Origin of the sequence: Mesorhizobium sp. M0618, assembly GCF_040320765.1 — a bacterium.
Taxonomy (GTDB): domain Bacteria; phylum Pseudomonadota; class Alphaproteobacteria; order Rhizobiales; family Rhizobiaceae; genus Mesorhizobium.
The window spans coordinates 287111-304174 of the sequence record NZ_JAMYQH010000002.1 but is presented as its reverse complement, the minus strand read 5'-3'; the positions used below and the strand labels follow the sequence as shown (position 1 = coordinate 304174).

At 62.6% G+C, this 17064-nt stretch carries 16 protein-coding genes and 1 other RNA gene; 9 read left to right on the top strand and 8 right to left on the bottom strand.

Annotated elements, in window-relative coordinates:
* Nucleotides 1-72 precede the first annotated feature (72 nt).
* From recR to ffs, 6 genes are all read right to left on the bottom strand, one after another.
* Nucleotides 73-678, bottom strand: coding sequence for a recombination mediator RecR (gene recR / locus NKJ04_RS03565; protein WP_013527928.1), 606 nt, complete (start codon nt 676-678; stop codon nt 73-75).
* Between the two features lie 101 nt (nt 679-779).
* Entirely contained in the window at nt 780-1712 is a 933-nt protein-coding gene (locus NKJ04_RS03560; protein WP_352631015.1) for a cell wall hydrolase, read from the bottom strand.
* Nucleotides 1713-1983: 271 nt separating this feature from the next.
* Nucleotides 1984-2382, bottom strand: coding sequence for a hypothetical protein (locus NKJ04_RS03555; RefSeq protein ID WP_502895825.1), 399 nt, complete (start codon nt 2380-2382; stop codon nt 1984-1986).
* Nucleotides 2383-2400: 18 nt separating this feature from the next.
* Nucleotides 2401-2724, bottom strand: a complete 324-nt coding sequence (locus NKJ04_RS03550; protein ID WP_013527931.1) for a YbaB/EbfC family nucleoid-associated protein — start codon at nt 2722-2724, stop codon at nt 2401-2403.
* Between the two features lie 30 nt (nt 2725-2754).
* Nucleotides 2755-4572 (bottom strand): DNA polymerase III subunit gamma/tau, encoded by a 1818-nt coding sequence (locus NKJ04_RS03545; RefSeq protein ID WP_352673541.1) that lies wholly within the window; start codon nt 4570-4572, stop codon nt 2755-2757.
* A 105-nt stretch (nt 4573-4677) separates the two neighbouring features.
* An RNA gene (gene ffs / locus NKJ04_RS03540) (signal recognition particle sRNA small type) lies at nt 4678-4774 on the bottom strand.
* 171 nt (nt 4775-4945) lie between these two features.
* Here ffs and NKJ04_RS03535 point away from each other — a divergent pair.
* The 3 genes from NKJ04_RS03535 to NKJ04_RS03525 are packed head-to-tail and all read left to right on the top strand — an operon-like array spanning nt 4946 to nt 6694.
* Complete coding sequence (locus NKJ04_RS03535; protein WP_127807981.1) at nt 4946-5365, top strand: HIT domain-containing protein; 420 nt, start codon at nt 4946-4948, stop codon at nt 5363-5365.
* A gap of 41 nt (nt 5366-5406) precedes the next feature.
* Nucleotides 5407-6351, top strand: coding sequence for an NAD(+) diphosphatase (gene nudC / locus NKJ04_RS03530; RefSeq protein ID WP_352439667.1), 945 nt, complete (start codon nt 5407-5409; stop codon nt 6349-6351).
* Between the two features lie 37 nt (nt 6352-6388).
* The gene (locus NKJ04_RS03525) at nt 6389-6694 is read left to right on the top strand and encodes a Dabb family protein (protein WP_127293984.1); all 306 of its coding nucleotides are present in this window, start codon (nt 6389-6391) and stop codon (nt 6692-6694) included.
* Between the two features lie 56 nt (nt 6695-6750).
* Here NKJ04_RS03525 and NKJ04_RS03520 read toward each other — a convergent pair whose 3' ends face one another.
* On the bottom strand, nt 6751-7614 hold the full coding sequence (locus NKJ04_RS03520; RefSeq protein WP_352673539.1) for a prephenate dehydratase: 864 nt from the start codon (nt 7612-7614) through the stop codon (nt 6751-6753).
* Between the two features lie 9 nt (nt 7615-7623).
* Nucleotides 7624-8352 (bottom strand): 3-deoxy-manno-octulosonate cytidylyltransferase, encoded by a 729-nt coding sequence (locus NKJ04_RS03515; protein ID WP_128305649.1) that lies wholly within the window; start codon nt 8350-8352, stop codon nt 7624-7626.
* Nucleotides 8353-8545: 193 nt separating this feature from the next.
* Between NKJ04_RS03515 and NKJ04_RS03510 the strand changes: the two genes are divergently transcribed.
* From NKJ04_RS03510 to NKJ04_RS03485, 6 genes are all read left to right on the top strand, one after another.
* Nucleotides 8546-9238, top strand: coding sequence for a c-type cytochrome (locus NKJ04_RS03510; RefSeq protein ID WP_352439668.1), 693 nt, complete (start codon nt 8546-8548; stop codon nt 9236-9238).
* Nucleotides 9239-9394: 156 nt separating this feature from the next.
* Entirely contained in the window at nt 9395-11272 is a 1878-nt protein-coding gene (locus NKJ04_RS03505) for an extracellular solute-binding protein (RefSeq protein ID WP_352673537.1), read from the top strand.
* Nucleotides 11272-13140, top strand: a complete 1869-nt coding sequence (locus tag NKJ04_RS03500; RefSeq protein ID WP_352673536.1) for an extracellular solute-binding protein — start codon at nt 11272-11274, stop codon at nt 13138-13140. Before NKJ04_RS03505 ends, NKJ04_RS03500 begins: the two co-directional genes overlap by 1 nt.
* Before the next feature lie 30 nt (nt 13141-13170).
* Complete coding sequence (locus NKJ04_RS03495; protein WP_013527941.1) at nt 13171-14268, top strand: microcin C ABC transporter permease YejB; 1098 nt, start codon at nt 13171-13173, stop codon at nt 14266-14268.
* On the top strand, nt 14268-15413 hold the full coding sequence (locus NKJ04_RS03490) for an ABC transporter permease (protein WP_352673534.1): 1146 nt from the start codon (nt 14268-14270) through the stop codon (nt 15411-15413). The genes NKJ04_RS03495 and NKJ04_RS03490 overlap by 1 nt, the downstream gene beginning before the upstream one ends.
* Entirely contained in the window at nt 15410-17041 is a 1632-nt protein-coding gene (locus tag NKJ04_RS03485; RefSeq protein ID WP_352556144.1) for an ABC transporter ATP-binding protein, read from the top strand. The genes NKJ04_RS03490 and NKJ04_RS03485 overlap by 4 nt, the downstream gene beginning before the upstream one ends.
* Nucleotides 17042-17064: the final 23 nt, after the last annotated feature.

Sequence of the window (17064 nt, the reverse complement as noted above, 5' to 3'; positions counted from 1 at the left end):
AGAGGGGGGTGTTTGGCACCAGCCTCGACGGATGCGCAACAATCATGATCCGCACCCTCTCCCGTAACTTTGTCAAAACGCCGTCCGCGAGCGCAGCGCCGCGGCCAGCGTGCCCTCGTCGAGATAGTCGAGTTCGCCGCCGACAGGCACGCCATGCGCCAGTCGTGTCACCTTGATATCGAAGCCGGACAGCTGATCGGTGAGGTAATGCGCGGTCGTCTGGCCCTCCACCGTAGCATTGACGGCGAGGATGATCTCCTTGACCTCGCCACCGGCGACGCGGTCGACCAGCGAGCGCATGTTGAGCTGCTCGGGGCCGATGCCGTCGAGCGGGGACAGCGTGCCGCCGAGAACGTGGTAACGCACATTCATCGCCGCCGCGCGCTCCAGCGCCCACAGGTCGGAGACGTCCTCGACGACAATGATGGTGCCGGCATCGCGGCGCGGATCGGTGCAGATCATGCAAGGGTCCGATGTATCGACATTGCCGCAGGTCGAGCAGATGCGCACCTTGTCGGCCGCCTCGGCCATGGCGGCGGCCAGCGGCGACAAAAGCTGCTCCTTCTTCTTGATCAGATGAAGGGCGGCACGCCTGGCCGAACGGGGACCCAGCCCCGGCACCTTGGCCAGGAGCTGGATCAGACGTTCGATCTCGGGACCGGCGATTCGCTTCGACATCGCTCTGATCTAGGATTTTTCAGAGCGCTTTGGAACATCCCGCATCCGCATGACCCGCCATATTGGCTTGGTGGACCATTGGGTGGAGCATGGAGCGCAGATCAGTTGGCTTCGAGCGGCCGGCCCTGGCTGACGATCATCGCGCCGACAGCGTCGGTGTTCTCAGGCGTCGACTGGAAACCCATAGACGCCTCTTGCGGCGCTTCCTCGACCGAGGAGATGACCCTTGTCCTTGTGTTCAAGGTTCCGCCAAAACGGGCGGCATCCGGTTCCTCCATCGGCTCCTGCATCGCCACCACCGTCGGCTCCGCCGAGACCCGCGCGGATTTCGCGGCCGGCGCGGCGGCCGCAGTCATATAGGTCTGTTGGGCAGGAGCGGACCGGACGGTGGCCGGCTTGGCCGGACGCACCGGCTCGGCGGACGCGACCATCGTCACCGGCTCCGCTGGCTTCTGCGGCGCCGCCGAGGCAATGGCGACCTGCGGCTCGTCCGGCAGCGGCTGCCAGTTGCGGCCGCGCTTCTCGTAAAAGGCATTGCCGCCGGCAACCATGGTGTAGTGCATGTTCTTGTAGGGGAAGCGTAGGCCGGCGGTGTGGAAGAACATGGTGTTCTTGAGCTTGGACTTGCGCTCCCCCTTCAGCACCGCGTCGGCGGCTTCCTCGACATCGGGCATTGCGCGTGAATTCATCGGCCTTGTCATGACGCCGGGGGCAAACTGCCCGCGCTCGCCCACCACCGCGCAGATGGTGCTGCCGTGCTTGCCGGAGCGCAGCCGGTTCATCACCACCGTGCCGACCGCGATCATGCCGTCGCGGCTCGAGCGGTTGGATTCAAAGAACATCGCCCGTTCCAGGCATTCCTTGTCCTTCGGCGTGTGGCTGTACGCCCGGGAGCTCAGGAAACCCGGCGTGATGGCGTCGGTCAGGCTGGCGACGGACATGCCGTGTGAAGTGGTCTGGCTACAGGCAGCCAAAAACAGGGGTGAAATGACGGCGCCGAGCAACAGCGGCGTCTTCCATCGGGTAGAAATCAACAGGTAACCCTCTCACTTCGTGCCCGCCCCCAGGCTGCGGCAAGAATGAGACACTTTCGGGCAAAATGATGGCCAAAACGTTATTAACAATGCACTGTTGCCAAATTGGCACAATTTCGTGGCTTTCCAGATAGATCGGGCCATCATTTCACAAAAGCGATGACCCCTCTCTCTTTGTTTCGCCGCAATTGCCCCAAGGGAAAGCGCTACGCGCTTTTCCCGGGCAAACGCTGTTCCTTTCTCCTGGAACCGGCCTGCAGCCCGGCCGCAATCACGGCCGCTGGCCAGGCTCAAGCTCCTCGACCTTCTCCGAAAACAGGCCGCGCCGGAGGAACAGCGTCCGCGCCTCCCTGGCCGTCGGGGCGATCTTTCCCGGCCAGTCGCTGTCAATGAACTCAGCCTTGGTGAAGTCCGGATTTGTCTCGCTTGCCGCCTCCAGGAATTCGGCGATCTCCAGCACGATCGCGCGCTCGTCCTTCGAAAGCGCCGATGTGCCGGCTTCGATCGAAGGGCGATGGACGAAATCCTCGAACAGATAGAAATAACCCTTGATGCCGACGAGATCGACGCCGTCGTCACAATCGGCCAGGATTTCCAGGATCTCGTAGATCCGGTTGCGGATACGCTGCTCGATCAGTCTTTCGGAGGGCTCTTCGGTCATGGCGATCATGGGCGCGCGCGCCGAATGCTAGAAGGGCAGTTTCATTCCCGGCGGGATCGGCAGACCTGCGGTCAGCGCCTTGGTCTTTTCCTGCATGATCTGCTCGACCTTGGTCTTGGCGTCGTTGTGAGCGGCCAACACCAGGTCTTCCAGGATCTCGACATCGTCTTCCTTGAACAGAGACGGATCGATCTTCAGCGACTTCATCTCGAATTTTCCGGTCAGCGTCACGTTGACCAGGCCGCCGCCGGCCTGGCCGGACGCTTCCAACGTGGCGATCTCGTCCTGCATGGCCTGGAACTTGGCCTGCATTTCCTTCGCCTTGCCCATCAGGCCGAGAAGATCTTTCATGGTCGGGTCCTTTGCGGATTTGTGGCTGGATCAGGGTTCATCGTCGTCAGCCGGCGGCTCGACCGGCACTTCAGCCTCTGTCGTTTCGGCTTCCGGCGCGTCTGGAATGCGCACGTCGATGATCTTGGCGCCGGGAAAGCGCGCCAGGATGGCGGCCACGGTCGGGTCGCTCTTGGCATCGAGAAAAGCCGTCTCGCGCTTGGCCGATTCAATTTCGGCGAGCGTCTGGCCACCCTCTTCCTTCGACAGCGAGACCAGCCAGCTGCGGCCGGTCCAGGCGCGCAATTTCGTCGTCAGGTCGTTGAGCAGCATCTTGGGAGCATCGCCGGTCAGGCCGACGTCGATGCGGCCGGGCTCGATGCGCACAAACCGGATGCAGCTCTTGACCAGCACCTTGAAGGCGATGTCGCGCTGCGCGTCGGCGAGCGCAATGATGTCGGCCAGCGATTTCAGCGGCGCCGATTGCGCCTCCATGACCGGCTCCGGCGGAGCGACGTAGGCAACGGCAGCAGGCGAGGCTTCGACCAGCCGCATGGTCTGCGCACCGCCCGATCCGGATGGCATGCGCGTCTGCGCCACCGCGCTGGCACCACCGCCATTGCCGGAACTTGCCGACGTCCCATTCGGGCGCGGCGCGCCATTCTGCATAGGCGCAGCGCCCTCGAGCGATCTCAACGCCTCATCCAGCGTCGGCAGATCGGCGGCATGCGCCAGCCGGATCAGCACCATTTCGGCGGCACTCACCGGCCGGTTGGAGGACTGCACTTCGGGAATGCCCTTGAGCAGCATCTGCCATGTCCGTGACAGCACCCTGACCGACAGCGTCCTGGCGAAATCGGCGCCGCGCTGCCGCTCGTCCTCCGACAGCGAGGCATCCTCGATGGCCGTCGGCACGAAACGCAGCCGGGTGACGAGATGGTTGAATTCGGCAAGGTCGGTCAGCACGGCGGCCGGATCGGCGCCGGTGTCGTATTGCGCGCGGAATTCGCCGAGCGCTGCCGCCACATCGCCCTTCATCACATGTTCGAACAGATCGACGATGCGGGCGCGGTCGGCAAGTCCCAGCATCGCCCGCACAGCCGCGGCACCGACAGTGCCGGCGCCATGGGCAATCGCCTGGTCGAGGATGGAAAGCGAATCACGGGCCGAGCCTTCGGCGGCGCGCGCGATCATCGCCAGCGCGTCGTCGTCGACCGAAATGCCTTCCTGGGCCGAGATCGAGCCGAGATGCGCGACCAGCGCGCCGGCGTCGATGCGCCTCAGGTCGAAGCGCTGGCAGCGCGACAGGACAGTGATCGGGACCTTGCGGATTTCGGTGGTGGCGAAGATGAATTTGACGTGCGGCGGCGGCTCTTCCAGCGTCTTCAGCAGGCCGTTGAAGGCCTGCGTCGACAGCATGTGCACTTCGTCGATGATATAGACCTTGTAGCGGGCCGAGACCGGCGCATAGCGCACGCGCTCGATGATATCCCTGATGTCGTCGATGCCGGTATGCGAGGCGGCGTCCATCTCGATGACGTCGACATGGCGGCCCTCCATGATCGCCTGGCAATGCTCGCCGAGCACCGCGAGGTCGACCGAAGGCTGGTCGATATCAGCGGTTTTATAATTCAGGGCCCGCGCGAGGATGCGCGCCGTCGTGGTCTTGCCGACGCCGCGCACGCCGGTCAGCATCCAGGCCTGGGCGATGCGGCCGGTGGCAAAGGCATTGGTGAGGGTGCGCACCATGGGCTCCTGGCCGACCAGCTCGGAGAAGTTCGAAGGACGGTACTTGCGCGCCAACACGCGATAGGCGGCGGCCTTGCCTATCTCCAGGCTTTTTGGTCCCGAATTTCCGGCTTCGCTCATACGCCCGTAAAGCTCCAAATGACCGCGCCCGAAGGCGGCCGATTCCTGCGCATAGTCTCGCCCGCGCTGCAATGCGTCGTCAATGTCGCGAGAGGGGCCGATGAGGTGGGAGGCTGGAACAATGACCCGTTCCGGGCTCGTTAGGGCTGCTTCCTTCCGGACCTGACCCGGTTGGCGAGTGGATCGTCCACCACCAACCTCCCGCTTTCCATATCGGCAATTGCGCGACGAAATGCAAGTCCGCCGAAGAAATCGCAAAAATATGGAATTGGCGCACCAATGCGTGAGGGGCGCAATGATTCGCTTGCAGCCCCCTTGCCGCCGCTCTAGCCTTCATGTGTTGAGCAAACCAAGAAAAGCAAGGGAAACGCCGATGCTGCCGGGCCTGGAGGCCGGATTCACGCTGGACGCACGGCTGGAGGCGGACAGCGAGCAGTTGATGTGGCTTGGGCTGTGCGAATTGCGGGTGATGAACGACCGCCGCTGGCCATGGCTGCTGCTGGTGCCGCAGCGGCCCGGCGCGGAGGAAATCCATGACATGACGCCGCTCGACCAGGCGATGCTGACCTTCGAGACCAATATGGTGGCGCAGGCGCTGAAGAAGGCGACCGGCTGCGCCAAGATCAACACCGGCGCGCTCGGCAACATCGTGCGCCAGCTGCACATCCATGTCATCGCGCGTTCGGAAGGTGATCCCGGCTGGCCCGGCCCCGTATGGGGACATGGTCTGCGAGAGCCCTATCAACGTTCCGACTTGCGACGGTTTGCCGAAACGATCAAGGCGGCGCTATAAGCGTTCCCAGTGTCCATCCCTCAACATATTCCAGAGTCCCCATGAGCTTCCGCCTGTTTGACGCGCCTTTGCGCGAGCCGAGCCAGTTCGTCGGCTTTGCCGGCAACATGATCGACCGGCAGTCCGAGAACCGCGCCGACGATTCGGTCGACAAGGCGCTGGCCGATCCGGCGACGCGGCTGCTTCTGATGCATGGCGGCCGGCTCTATTTGAAGCTCGGCGATAGCGGCGCTCTCGATCCCTGGTTCGGCGCCACCGAGAGCGAGCCCTTCAAGGTTTCCCTGGCGCAAGGCATTCTGCTCGGCTTTTCCGAACGAGGACCGGTGCTGGCCGTGCCCGCCGGCTTCGAACCCGAACAGCTTCCGGAAGCAGTCAAGGCCATCGACTACCGCTCGGTCTACATGCAAGGGCTGATCGACGAGGCGGCGGCTGGCGCGATGGCGCAAGGGGCGGCCCTGCTTGCCTGGCATGCCAGCCATCGCTTCTGCAGCAAATGTGGTACGGAATCGCAGATGCGGGCCGGCGGCTACAAGCGCCATTGCCCGAATTGCGGCACCGAGCATTTTCCGCGCACCGACCCGGTGGCGATCATGCTGACGGCGACGCGGGAAAAATGCCTGCTCGGACGCGGCCGGCATTTCGCGCCGGGCATGTACTCGGCCCTTGCCGGCTTCATCGAGCCGGGCGAGACGATCGAGGCGGCGGTGCGCCGCGAGACGCTGGAAGAGGCCGGTATCCGGCTTGGCCGCGTCGTCTACCACGCCAGCCAGCCCTGGCCGTTCCCCTATTCGCTGATGATCGGCTGCTTCGGCGAGCCGCTCAATGACGATATCCAGGCCGACCTCAACGAGCTTGAGGACTGCCGCTGGTTTTTTCGCGACGAGGTGCGCCTGATGCTGGAAAGGACGCACAAGGACAATCTGGTCACGCCGCCGAAAGGCGCCATTGCGCATCACCTCATCCGCGCCTGGGTCGATTCAGAATGATGGCAGCGAACACCGAAAGACATTGCAGGAGCAGGACATGATCCGTCACACCGTCGTTTTCACGCTGAAGCATCCGCCGCATTCGCTGGAGGAAAAGCGGTTCCTGGTCGACGCCAAGAAAATCCTAACCGCGATCAGAGGCGTCACGCATTTCGAGCAATTGCGGCAGATCAGCCCCAAGAACGACTATCATTTCGGCTTCTCGATGGAGTTCGCCGACCAGGCCGCCTACAACAGGTACAACGACCATCCGGACCATGTCGCCTTCGTGCGCGACCGCTGGGTGCCGGAGGTCGAGGCCTTCATGGAGATCGACTACGTGCCGCTGGGCGCGGTGATTTAGGGCATGGTCCCGAAAAGTGGAAACCGGTTTTTGGACAAGATCATGCCCAGTAGCGATCAGTCCGCAACCTTCCACTGCTCACGCGACTCACTGGCCGGATAGACGCCCAGAATCCGCACTTCGCGGGAGAAGAAACGGAGCTCGTCCAGCGCAAGCTTGACCAGCGGGTCGTCGGGATGGCCCTCGATGTCGGCATAAAACAGCGTCGCCGTGAAAGCGCCCAACTGGTAGCTCTCCAGCTTGGTCATGTTGATGCCGTTGGTGGCAAAACCGCCCATCGCCTTGTAGAGCGCGGCCGGCACGTTGCGGACGCGAAAGATGAAGGTCGTCATCATCTTGACGTCGGGTGATGGGCGCTCGGCCCATTGCTTGTTCTTGGTCAGGACGACAAAGCGGGTGACGTTGCTGTCGGTGTCCTCGACGTTTTGCTCGATGATGTCGAGCCCGTAGAGGGTCGCTGCCAGCGCCGGCGACAGCGCCGCCATGGTGCGGTCCTTGACCTCGGAGACCATCTTGGCTGCACCAGCCGTATCGCCGGCGACGATCGCCTTCCAGCCGTTCTTGCGGATGTATTTGCGGCACTGGCCAAGCGCGTGGATGTGGCTGTGCACCGTCTCGATCTCGTCGCGCCTGACGCCCGGCAGCACCATCAGCTGGAAATGGATCGGCAGGAAATATTCGCCGATGATGTGCAGCTTCGATTCCGGCAAGAGATGATGGATATCGGCGACGCGCCCGGCAATGGTGTTCTCGATCGGGATCATGGCGAGATCGGCCTTGCCGGTCTCGACCGCGTTGAACGCATCCTCGAAGGTCGGGCACGGCAACGGCTCCATCGATGGATAGACGTTGCGGGAGGCGGTGTCGGAATTGGCGCCCGGCTCGCCCTGGAAGGATATTCTGTTGGTCTTTTCAGGCATGCCGATATCTCAGGTTGAAAGGATCTGTCTGGCGCGTTCGAGGTCTTCCGGCGTGTCGACGCCGAGCGGCAGCGACTGGACGATCTCGGCGTCGATGCGCATGCCGGCTTCCAGCGCCCGCAACTGTTCCAGCCGCTCGCGCCGTTCGAGCGGCGACGGCTTCAGCGCGACGAAACGCTCAAGTGCTTCGCGGCGATAGGCGTAGAGGCCGACATGATGATAGAGCGGCCCCTCGCCCCAAGGCGCCGTGGCACGGGTGAAATAGAGCGCCCTCAGCCTGCTGCCGGAAAGCGGCGAACCGACGATCTTGACGACATTGGGATTGGTCTTTTCCTCGTCGCGGACGATCTCGACGCCGAGCGTGGCGATGTCCACCGCACTGTCCTCGAAAGGCCTGAGCGACGCGGCGATAATCTGCGGATCGATGGTCGGCAGGTCGCCTTGCACATTGACGATGGTTTCGACCTTGCGCCCGGGGTCGAGCGCGATCAGCGCCTCGTGGATGCGGTCGGAGCCGGATTCGTGATCCGTGCGCGTCATCACGGCCTCGAACCCGTGCGCGCGCATCGCTTGCGCCACGCTTTGCGTGTCGGTCGCCACCACCACCCGGCCAAGGCCGGCTTCGGCGGCGCGGCGGGCGACATGGACGATCATCGGGGCGCCTGCGATGTCGGCCAGCGGCTTGCCCGGCAGGCGGGTCGAGGCCATGCGGGCCGGGATCAGGATCAGCGTGGACATTTCGGGTGCAAGGCGTCTCGAAAGAGGACAGGGAAAGTGGCAAAAGGTCTCACTGGAAGCGCCCTTATAGGTGTTGCAACGCCGCAGCAAAAGACCTAGTTTCCGCCCGATTTGACCGCCCTGGCAGGACGGGTCACGATACCGACGGACGGAGTGGACGGTTCTGTCCGCCGGAAAAGGGAGCAAGGGGCGTATGGATTCCAACGAAGTCAACAAACTGCTCGCCGGATTGCTCGGAACCGTTTTCGTCGTCTTCTCGGTCGGCATTGTGTCCGATGCGCTGTTTGCCTCGCCTGCGCCGGAAAAGCCCGGCTTCGCCATCGAGGCCGCGGAGCCCGCCGAAGGCGGCCCGGCCGCTCCTGCCGCAGCCGAAAAGCCGATCGCAGATCTTCTGGCCAATGCAAATGCCGAACAGGGCGCTGCCATCTTCAAGAAGTGCCAGGCCTGCCATTCCGGCGAAAAGGGCGGTCCTAACAAGGTCGGCCCCGATCTGTGGGACATCGTCGACCGTCCGGTCGCCTCTCACGAGGGCTTCGCCTATTCGGCGGGCATGAAGGAATATTCCAAGGGCGGCACAGAGAAGTGGACCTACGATAACCTCAACCACTTCATCACGTCGCCCAAGAAGGACGTTAAAGGCACGGCGATGGGCTTTGCCGGCCTGCCGAAGGAAGAAGACCGCGCCAACGTCATCGCCTATCTGCGCACGCTGTCCGACAATCCCAAGCCGCTGCCGGCACCGGGTGCCGCCGCCGATGCAGGCGCGCCCGCCAAGCCTGCCGATGCGGCCGCTCCGGCAAAGCCGGCTGATGGTGCCGCGCCCGCGAAACCGGCCGCTCCTGCCGCCCCGGCTCCGGCCGCACCCGCACCGGCGCCTGCCCAATAACCAGATATCATCTCGACGACCTTGAAAAAGCCGGGTTCAGCCCGGCTTTTTTGTTGGGAAAACCGCATAGGCGGCGACAAAGCCGCGCATGGCGGTTTTCACGAGCGCCAAATCATCTAGATTGCCGATGAACGGGCATTGCGAAGAGGATAGTGCATGACGGTTGGCCGAACGCTTCTCAGGTCGTTGCTGGCGGCAGCCCTTCTGGCGGCGGGATTGCAGGCTGCCCTCGCCGATGAATGGCGCACCACGTCATCGCTGATCGGCGAGTCCAAATACGGCGCCAATTTCCAGCACTACGACTACGTCAACCCCGACGCGCCCAAGGGCGGCACGCTGAATTCGGTGGTGCCCGGCACATTCGACAGCTTCAATCCCTACGTCGTCCAGGGGTCGCCGGCTGCCGGCCTCGTCGGGTTCGGTGGCGGTCTGCTCTACGACACGCTGATGGAGCAGGCGACCGATGAAGGCAGCACCAGCCATCCGCTGATCGCCGATGCCTACAAATATCCGGCCGACTATTCCTCCGCGACCTACCGGCTCGATCCGCGCGCCAAATGGCATGACGGCCAGCCGATCACCGTCGATGACGTGATCTGGTCGTTCCAGGTGCTCAAGGCCAACAGCCCGCAATACAGCCGCTATTTCGAGAATGTCACCGATGCGGTGGCGATTTCGGATCGCGAGGTCGAATTCCATTTCAACCAGAAGGGCAATCGCGAACTGCCCAAGATCATCGGCGACCTCGCCGTACTGCCGAAACATTGGTGGGAAGGCACCGATGCCAACGGCAAGAAACGCGACGTGACCAAGCCGACCCTGGAAATCCCGCTCGGTTCGGCGGCCTACAAGATCGCCAGCTTCAAGCCGGGCTCGGAGATCATCTGGCAGCGTGTGCCGGATTACTGGGCGGCCAAGCTGCCGGTGAAGATCGGCCGCGAGAACTTCGACACGCGGCGCTACACCTATATCCTCGACGACAACGCCGCCTGGCTCGCCTTCACCAAGGGCGGGCTGGAAGACATCAACCGCGAATACAGTTCGCGCAAATGGGCGACGGCTTACAATTTCCCGGCATTCCAAGCCGGCGATGTCATCAAGAAGGATTTCCAGACCCAGGCGCCGGAACCGATGCAGGGCTTCGTCCTCAACCAGCGGCGCCCGCTGTTCCAGGACCGGCTGGTGCGCGAGGCGCTGACCATCCCATTCGATTTCGAGAGCATGAACCGCACCCTGTTCTTCGGCTTCAACACCCGAACGTCGAGCTATTTCCAGGGCACCGAACTGGCGTCGAGCGGATTGCCGCAAGGCAAGGAACTGGAGATCCTGGAAAAATACCGCGACAAGCTGCCGCCCGAACTTTTCACCCAGGAATTCAAGCTGCCGGTCTATGATTCGCCGCAGGCGGAACGGAAGTACCTGAAACAGGCGGTCGATCTCTTCGCCAAGGCGGGCTGGGTGATCAAGGCCGGCAAGATGGTCAATGCCAAGACCGGCGCGCCGTTCAAGTTCGAAATCCTCGGCTGGAACGACACAGACCAGGTGATCGCCAGCCCCTACATCGCCAATCTGCGCAAGATCGGTATCGACGCCACTTTGCGCATCATCGACCAGACGCAGTACATCAACCGCGTCAATAATTTCGATTTCGATGTCGTGACCGGGATTCTGCAGCAGTCGGATTCGCCGGGCAACGAGCAGCGCGACTTCTGGAGCTCTAGAGCTGCCGATTCGCCCGGTTCGCGCAATCTGATGGGCATCAAGGACCCGACCGTCGACGCCTTGGTCGATCGCATTATCTTCGCGACCGATCGAGACGATCTCGTCGCCGCCACCCATGCGCTCGACCGCATCCTGCTGTGGAACTTCTATGTCTTGCCGCAATATTACCGGTCGGCGGTGTGGCTGGCCTATTGGGACAAGTTCAAATTCCCCGACAAGCAGCCTGCCTATATCGGAGCCGACATCGATTCCTGGTGGATCGACCCGGACAAGGAGAAGGCGCTGGCGGCCAAATACAAGGGTGGCAATTGATGGCGGCCCTTGCCCGCCGCGACTTTCTCGCCCTGGGCAGTGCCGCGGCAGCCGCCGCCTTGCTGCCCGGCAGGGCCTTCGCCGACATTGCGACCGGCACCAAGCTGCATGGCCTGTCAGCCTTCGGCGACCTCAAATATAAGCCCGATTTCGCGCATTTCGACTACGTCAATCCGGACGCCCCAAAGGGCGGCCAGATGAATTTCGCGCCGCCGAACTCGACCCTCAATCAGAGCTTCCTGACCTTCAACACATTGAACTCACTGGTGTTGAAGGGGGAGGCGCCGCCGCGCACCGAACTCTGTTTCGATTCGCTGATGACAAGCGCGCTCGATGAGCCGGATGCGGTCTATGGCCTGCTTGCAGAAACCGTTTCCCTGTCGCCGGACCGCAACGGCTTCCGCTTCGTGCTTCGACCGCAAGCGCGTTTCCACGACGGCTCGCCGCTGACCGCGGAGGACGTTGTCTTCGCGCTGAAGCTTTACAAAGACAAGGGCCATCCGAACCTTTCCCAGGCGTTGCGGTACATGACCGACACGGTTGCGGTCGATCCCGCCACCGTCAACCTCACTTTCAACGGCGAACAGTCAGCGCAAAACATCCTGGCGATCGTGGGGATGCCGATCGTCTCCAAGGCGTTTTACACGGCCAATGATTTCGATGCCTCGACCATGACACCGCCGCTTGGCTCGGGTCCCTACAAGATTGGACGCGTGGCGGCCGGACAGACTGTCGAATATGACCGCGTGGCCGACTATTGGGGCCGCAATCTCCCAGTGAACCGCGGCCTCTACAATTTCGACCGCATCCGCATCGACTTCTATCTTGACCGGCAGGCGGCGTTCGAAGCCTTCAAGAAAGGCGACACGCATTTTCGCGAGGAATTCACCTCGCGGGTATGGGCGACCGGCTACGACTTTCCGGCGCTGAAGGACGGCAAGGTCGTCAAACGGGAATTTCCCGGCGAAAAAACGCCCTCCATGCAGGCTGCCGCAGTGAACCAGCGGCGACCGCAGTTCCGCGATGAGCGGGTGCGGCGGGCGATCGCCAGATGCTTCGATTTCGAATGGATGAAGCGGGCGCTGTTTTACGGCTCCTACGAGCGCTCTCATTCGAATTTCGAACGGTCGGATTACAAGGCCGAAGGCCTGCCCTCACCTGACGAATTGAACCTGCTGGAGCCGTTCCGGGCCGAGTTGCCGCCAGAGGTCTTTGGTGAAGCGGTGACGCAGCCCCTTTCCGACGGTTCGGGCCATGACCGCAAGCTGCTGGGCGAGGCTTCGAGATTGCTTGCGCAAGCCGGCTGGAAGCGTACAGGCAGTTTCGTCGTCAACGACAAAGGCGAGCGGCTGCGGGTGGAAATGCTGGCCGAAGACGACGGCATGGTTCGCATCTTCACCCCATGGTCGGAAAGTATGAAGGCGATCGGGATCGACGCCTCGATCCGGCAAGTCGATTCGGCGCAATATGAACAGCGGCAGAGCGATTTCGACTTCGACCTCATCGTGCTCGCATGGTCGATCGGGGCGACGCCGACCGACGACAGCCTGCAGATGCTCTATAATTCCCGGATGGCTAAAATCCCGGGGCAGCGCAACTATCCGGGCACGGAAAGCAAGGCCATCGACGCCCTGATCGCGGCAGCCGGCAAGGCGAAAGACCGTATAGAACTCGTCACGGCGCTCAGAGCGCTCGACCGGGTCTTGCGCGCGCGGCTCGACTGGATTCCAACATACTATCTGGCGAATCACCGCGTCGCCTATTGGGACATGTTCGGCTTTGTCGAACAGAAGCCCGATTTCGGCTTTCCGGTCGAGACGCTGTGGTGGTTCGATAAGGGCAAGGCGGCAAGAATTGGCAAAGGCTGAGATGTTCGCTCAACGAGGGCAGAAGGCCTGATGGGCGCCTATATCCTGCGCCGCATCCTTTTGATGATCCCGACGCTGTTCGGCATCATGGCGATATCCTTCGCCGTCATCCAGTTCGCCCCCGGCGGTCCGGTCGAACAGGTCATCGCCCGGCTGACCAATCAGGGCGGCAGCGACCGCCTCGGCGGCGGTGGTGGCGACGCGGGCGCTGGCGGCAATTTCGACGCCGCCGGTGACGTCAGTTCGAAATATCGCGGTGCGCAGGGGCTCGATCCGGAATTCATCAAGAAGCTGGAGAAACAGTTCGGCTTCGACAAGCCGCCGCTCGAGCGCTTCGGCATGATGCTTTGGAATTACGCCCGCTTTGATTTTGGCGACAGCTATTTCCGCGACATTTCGGTGCTCGACCTGATCCTGGAGAAAATGCCGGTGTCGATCTCGATCGGGCTGTGGATCACGCTGTTGTCCTACCTGATCTCGATCCCGCTCGGCATCCGCAAGGCGGTCAAGGACGGCACTCCCTTCGACGTCTGGACCAGCGGCGTCGTCATTGTCGGCTATGCCATTCCGGGCTTCCTGTTCGGCATCATGCTGATGGTGCTGTTTGCCGGCGGGTCTTTCTGGGACTGGTTTCCGTTGCGCGGCCTCACCTCGGACAATTGGGATCAATTGTCCTGGTGGGGAAAGATCGTCGACTATTTCTGGCATATGACCTTGCCGCTGACCGCGCTGGTGCTGTCGGCCTTCGCCACCACGACGCTGCTGACCAAGAACTCGTTCCTCGAAGAAATCCGCAAGCAGTATGTGGTGACGGCGCGGGCCAAGGGCCTGTCGGAACGGCAGGTGCTCTACGGCCACGTGTTCCGCAATGCCATGCTGATCGTCATCGCCGGCTTTCCCGGCGCCTTCATCTCGGCCTTCTTCACCGGCTCGCTGCTGATCGAGAACATCTTCTCCCTCGACGGCCTCGGCCTGCTCGGCTTCCGGTCGGTGGTCGAGCGCGACTATCCCGTGGTGTTCGCCAATCTTTACATCTTCTCGCTGCTGGGGCTGTTCGTCGGTCTCTTGTCCGACCTGCTCTACACCTGGGTCGATCCGCGCATCGATTTCGAGCGGAGAGACGTCTGATGTCGGAGGCTACAGTCCCCGTGGACGCGGCACCCGCGCGGATAAAGCGGCCGTTTCTGTCGCCGCTCAACAAGCGGCGCCTGCAGAACTTCAAAGCCAACCGCCGCGGCTACTGGTCGCTGTGGATCTTCCTCGTCCTGTTCGTGCTGTCGCTGTTTTCCGAGTTCATCGCCAACGACAAGCCGATCATCGCCTCCTACAAGGGCGAAATCCTGTTTCCGGTGCTGGTCGCCTACCCCGAGGAAAAATTCGGCGGTTTCTATGCAGTCACCGATTATCGCGACCCGGTCATCCAGGACGAGATCAACGCCAATGGCTGGATGATCTGGCCACCGGTGCGCTACTCCTATCAGACCGTCAACAACGCCATTCCGGAAGCAGCGCCGGCCAAGCCGTCGTGGCAGTATGACGCCACGAAGCGCTGCAACCAGTATCCGCAGGGTGCCGCCGACCCGGCCTGCATGGTCGGCAACTGGAATTGGCTCGGCACCGACGACCAGGCGCGCGACGTGCTGGCGCGCGTCATCTACGGTTTCCGCATTTCGGTGCTGTTCGGCCTGATCCTGACCGCCGGCTCGGCTTTGATCGGCGTCGCGGCCGGCGCCGTGCAAGGCTATTTCGGCGGCTGGACGGATCTCTTGTTCCAGCGTTTCATCGAAATCTGGTCCGCCATCCCGGTGCTCTATCTCCTGCTCATCGTCGCCGCCATCCTGCCGCCGGGCTTCTTCATCCTGCTCGGCCTGATGCTGCTGTTCTCCTGGGTGGCGCTGGTCGGCGTGGTGCGGGCCGAGTTCCTGCGCGCCCGCAATTTCGAATATGTCAACGCGGCCCGGGCACTCGGCGTGCCCAACCGCACCATCATGTTCCGGCACCTGCTGCCCAACGCCATGGTGGCGACATTGACCTTCATGCCCTTCCTGCTCTCAGGCTCGATCTCGACGCTGACCTCGCTCGACTACCTCGGCTTTGGCCTGCCGCCCGGCTCCGCCTCGCTCGGCGAACTGCTCAAGCAGGCACAGCGCAACCTCAATGCGCCGTGGCTCGGCATTTCCGGCTTCGTCGTCATCTCGCTGATGCTGTCGCTGCTGGTCTTCGTCGGCGAGGCGACGCGCGATGCCTTCGATCCGCGCAAGACGTTCAGATGAGCGAAGCCCCCTTGCTCAGCGTACAGGACCTCAGCGTCGCCTTCAGCCAGGGCGGTAGCCAGTCGACGGCCGTCGACCACATCTCGTTCGACATCGCCAAGGGCGAGACGGTGGCGCTGGTCGGCGAATCCGGCTCCGGCAAATCGGTCTCGGCGCTTTCGGTGCTGAAGCTGCTGCCCTATCCAAGCGCCAGCCACCCCTCGGGAAAGATCCTGTTCCAGGGCGCCGACCTGCTGGCGATGAGCGAGAAGCAGTTGCGGCAGGTGCGCGGCAACAAGATCACCATGATTTTTCAGGAGCCGATGACTTCGCTCAATCCGCTGCACACGATCGAGCAGCAGATCGTCGAGATCCTGAAGCTGCATCAGGGCATGGCCGACCGCCCGGCCAAGGAACGCACACTGGCCTTGCTCAAGGAGGTCGGCATCCGCGATCCGCACAAGCGCCTCGATGCCTATCCACACCAGTTGTCCGGCGGCCAGCGTCAGCGCGTGATGATCGCCATGGCGCTGGCCAACGAGCCCGAACTTCTGATCGCCGACGAGCCGACGACGGCACTCGACGTCACCGTGCAGGCGCAGATCCTCGAACTGCTGGCCGGCTTGAAGAGCCGCAAGGGCATGTCGATGCTGTTCATCACCCATGATCTCGGCATCGTGCGCAAGATTGCCGACCGCGTCTGCGTGATGACCAAGGGCAAGATCGTCGAGACCGGGCCGACCAAGGAGATCTTCGCCAATCCGCAGCATGCCTATACGCGGCATCTGCTGGCGGCCGAGCCGAAGGGCAAGCCGCCGGCCGCCAATGCCGGTGCCAAGCCTGTCATGACCGGCAAGGACATAAAGGTCTGGTTCCCGATCAAGCAGGGCTTCTTCCGCCGCACTGTCGACAATGTGAAGGCGGTCGACGGCATCGATGTCACCGTGCGCGCCGGCCAGACGCTTGGCGTGGTCGGCGAATCCGGCTCCGGCAAGACGACGCTCGGCCTGGCGCTGGCACGCATGATCTCGTCGACCGGGACCATCCAGTTCAACGGCCGCGATATCAACCAGCTGACCTTCAACGCCATGCGGCCGCTCAGGCGCGAATTGCAGATCGTCTTCCAGGATCCGTTCGGCTCGCTCAGCCCGCGCATGTCGATCGCAGAGATCATCGAAGAAGGCCTCAAGATCCACGAGCCGAAGCTGTCGCCCGACGAGCGCGACGACAAGGTGGCCGCCGTGCTGAAGGAGGTCGGGCTAGACCCTGCGACACGCAACCGCTATCCGCACGAGTTTTCCGGCGGCCAGCGCCAGCGCGTCGCCATCGCACGCGCCATGGTGCTCAACCCGCGCTTCGTCATGCTGGACGAGCCGACATCGGCACTTGACATGAGCGTGCAGGCGCAGGTCGTCGATCTGCTGCGCAGCCTGCAGGCCAAGCACGATCTCGCCTATCTCTTCATCAGCCATGATTTGAAAGTCATCCGGGCGCTGGCCAACGACGTCATCGTCATGCGCAATGGCCGGATCGTCGAAGCCGGTCCTTCCCAGCAGATTTTTGAAAATCCGCAAACCGACTATACTCGGGCGCTGATCTCGGCCGCCTTCAAAATCGAGACGGCACCGGTCGGCATCGTCAGCGAGTGATTTGCGTAGAGAGGGACTAAAAG

What these genes read in the sequence shown, in the direction of transcription:
- nudC (WP_352439667.1), top strand. Translation starts at nt 5,407, where the DNA reads ATGAGCTTCCGCCTGTTTGACGCGCCTTTGCGCGAGCCGAGCCAGTTC.
- NKJ04_RS03490 (WP_352673534.1), top strand. Translation starts at nt 14,268, where the DNA reads ATGTCGGAGGCTACAGTCCCCGTGGACGCGGCACCCGCGCGGATAAAG.
- NKJ04_RS03500 (WP_352673536.1), top strand. Translation starts at nt 11,272, where the DNA reads ATGGCGGCCCTTGCCCGCCGCGACTTTCTCGCCCTGGGCAGTGCCGCG.
- NKJ04_RS03520 (WP_352673539.1), bottom strand. Translation starts at nt 7,614, where the DNA reads ATGCCTGAAAAGACCAACAGAATATCCTTCCAGGGCGAGCCGGGCGCC.
- NKJ04_RS03505 (WP_352673537.1), top strand. Translation starts at nt 9,395, where the DNA reads ATGACGGTTGGCCGAACGCTTCTCAGGTCGTTGCTGGCGGCAGCCCTT.
- NKJ04_RS03545 (WP_352673541.1), bottom strand. Translation starts at nt 4,572, where the DNA reads ATGAGCGAAGCCGGAAATTCGGGACCAAAAAGCCTGGAGATAGGCAAG.
- NKJ04_RS03535 (WP_127807981.1), top strand. Translation starts at nt 4,946, where the DNA reads ATGCTGCCGGGCCTGGAGGCCGGATTCACGCTGGACGCACGGCTGGAG.
- NKJ04_RS03515 (WP_128305649.1), bottom strand. Translation starts at nt 8,352, where the DNA reads ATGTCCACGCTGATCCTGATCCCGGCCCGCATGGCCTCGACCCGCCTG.
- NKJ04_RS03495 (WP_013527941.1), top strand. Translation starts at nt 13,171, where the DNA reads ATGGGCGCCTATATCCTGCGCCGCATCCTTTTGATGATCCCGACGCTG.
- NKJ04_RS03555 (WP_502895825.1), bottom strand. Translation starts at nt 2,382, where the DNA reads ATGATCGCCATGACCGAAGAGCCCTCCGAAAGACTGATCGAGCAGCGT.
- NKJ04_RS03525 (WP_127293984.1), top strand. Translation starts at nt 6,389, where the DNA reads ATGATCCGTCACACCGTCGTTTTCACGCTGAAGCATCCGCCGCATTCG.
- NKJ04_RS03550 (WP_013527931.1), bottom strand. Translation starts at nt 2,724, where the DNA reads ATGAAAGATCTTCTCGGCCTGATGGGCAAGGCGAAGGAAATGCAGGCC.
- NKJ04_RS03485 (WP_352556144.1), top strand. Translation starts at nt 15,410, where the DNA reads ATGAGCGAAGCCCCCTTGCTCAGCGTACAGGACCTCAGCGTCGCCTTC.
- recR (WP_013527928.1), bottom strand. Translation starts at nt 678, where the DNA reads ATGTCGAAGCGAATCGCCGGTCCCGAGATCGAACGTCTGATCCAGCTC.
- NKJ04_RS03510 (WP_352439668.1), top strand. Translation starts at nt 8,546, where the DNA reads ATGGATTCCAACGAAGTCAACAAACTGCTCGCCGGATTGCTCGGAACC.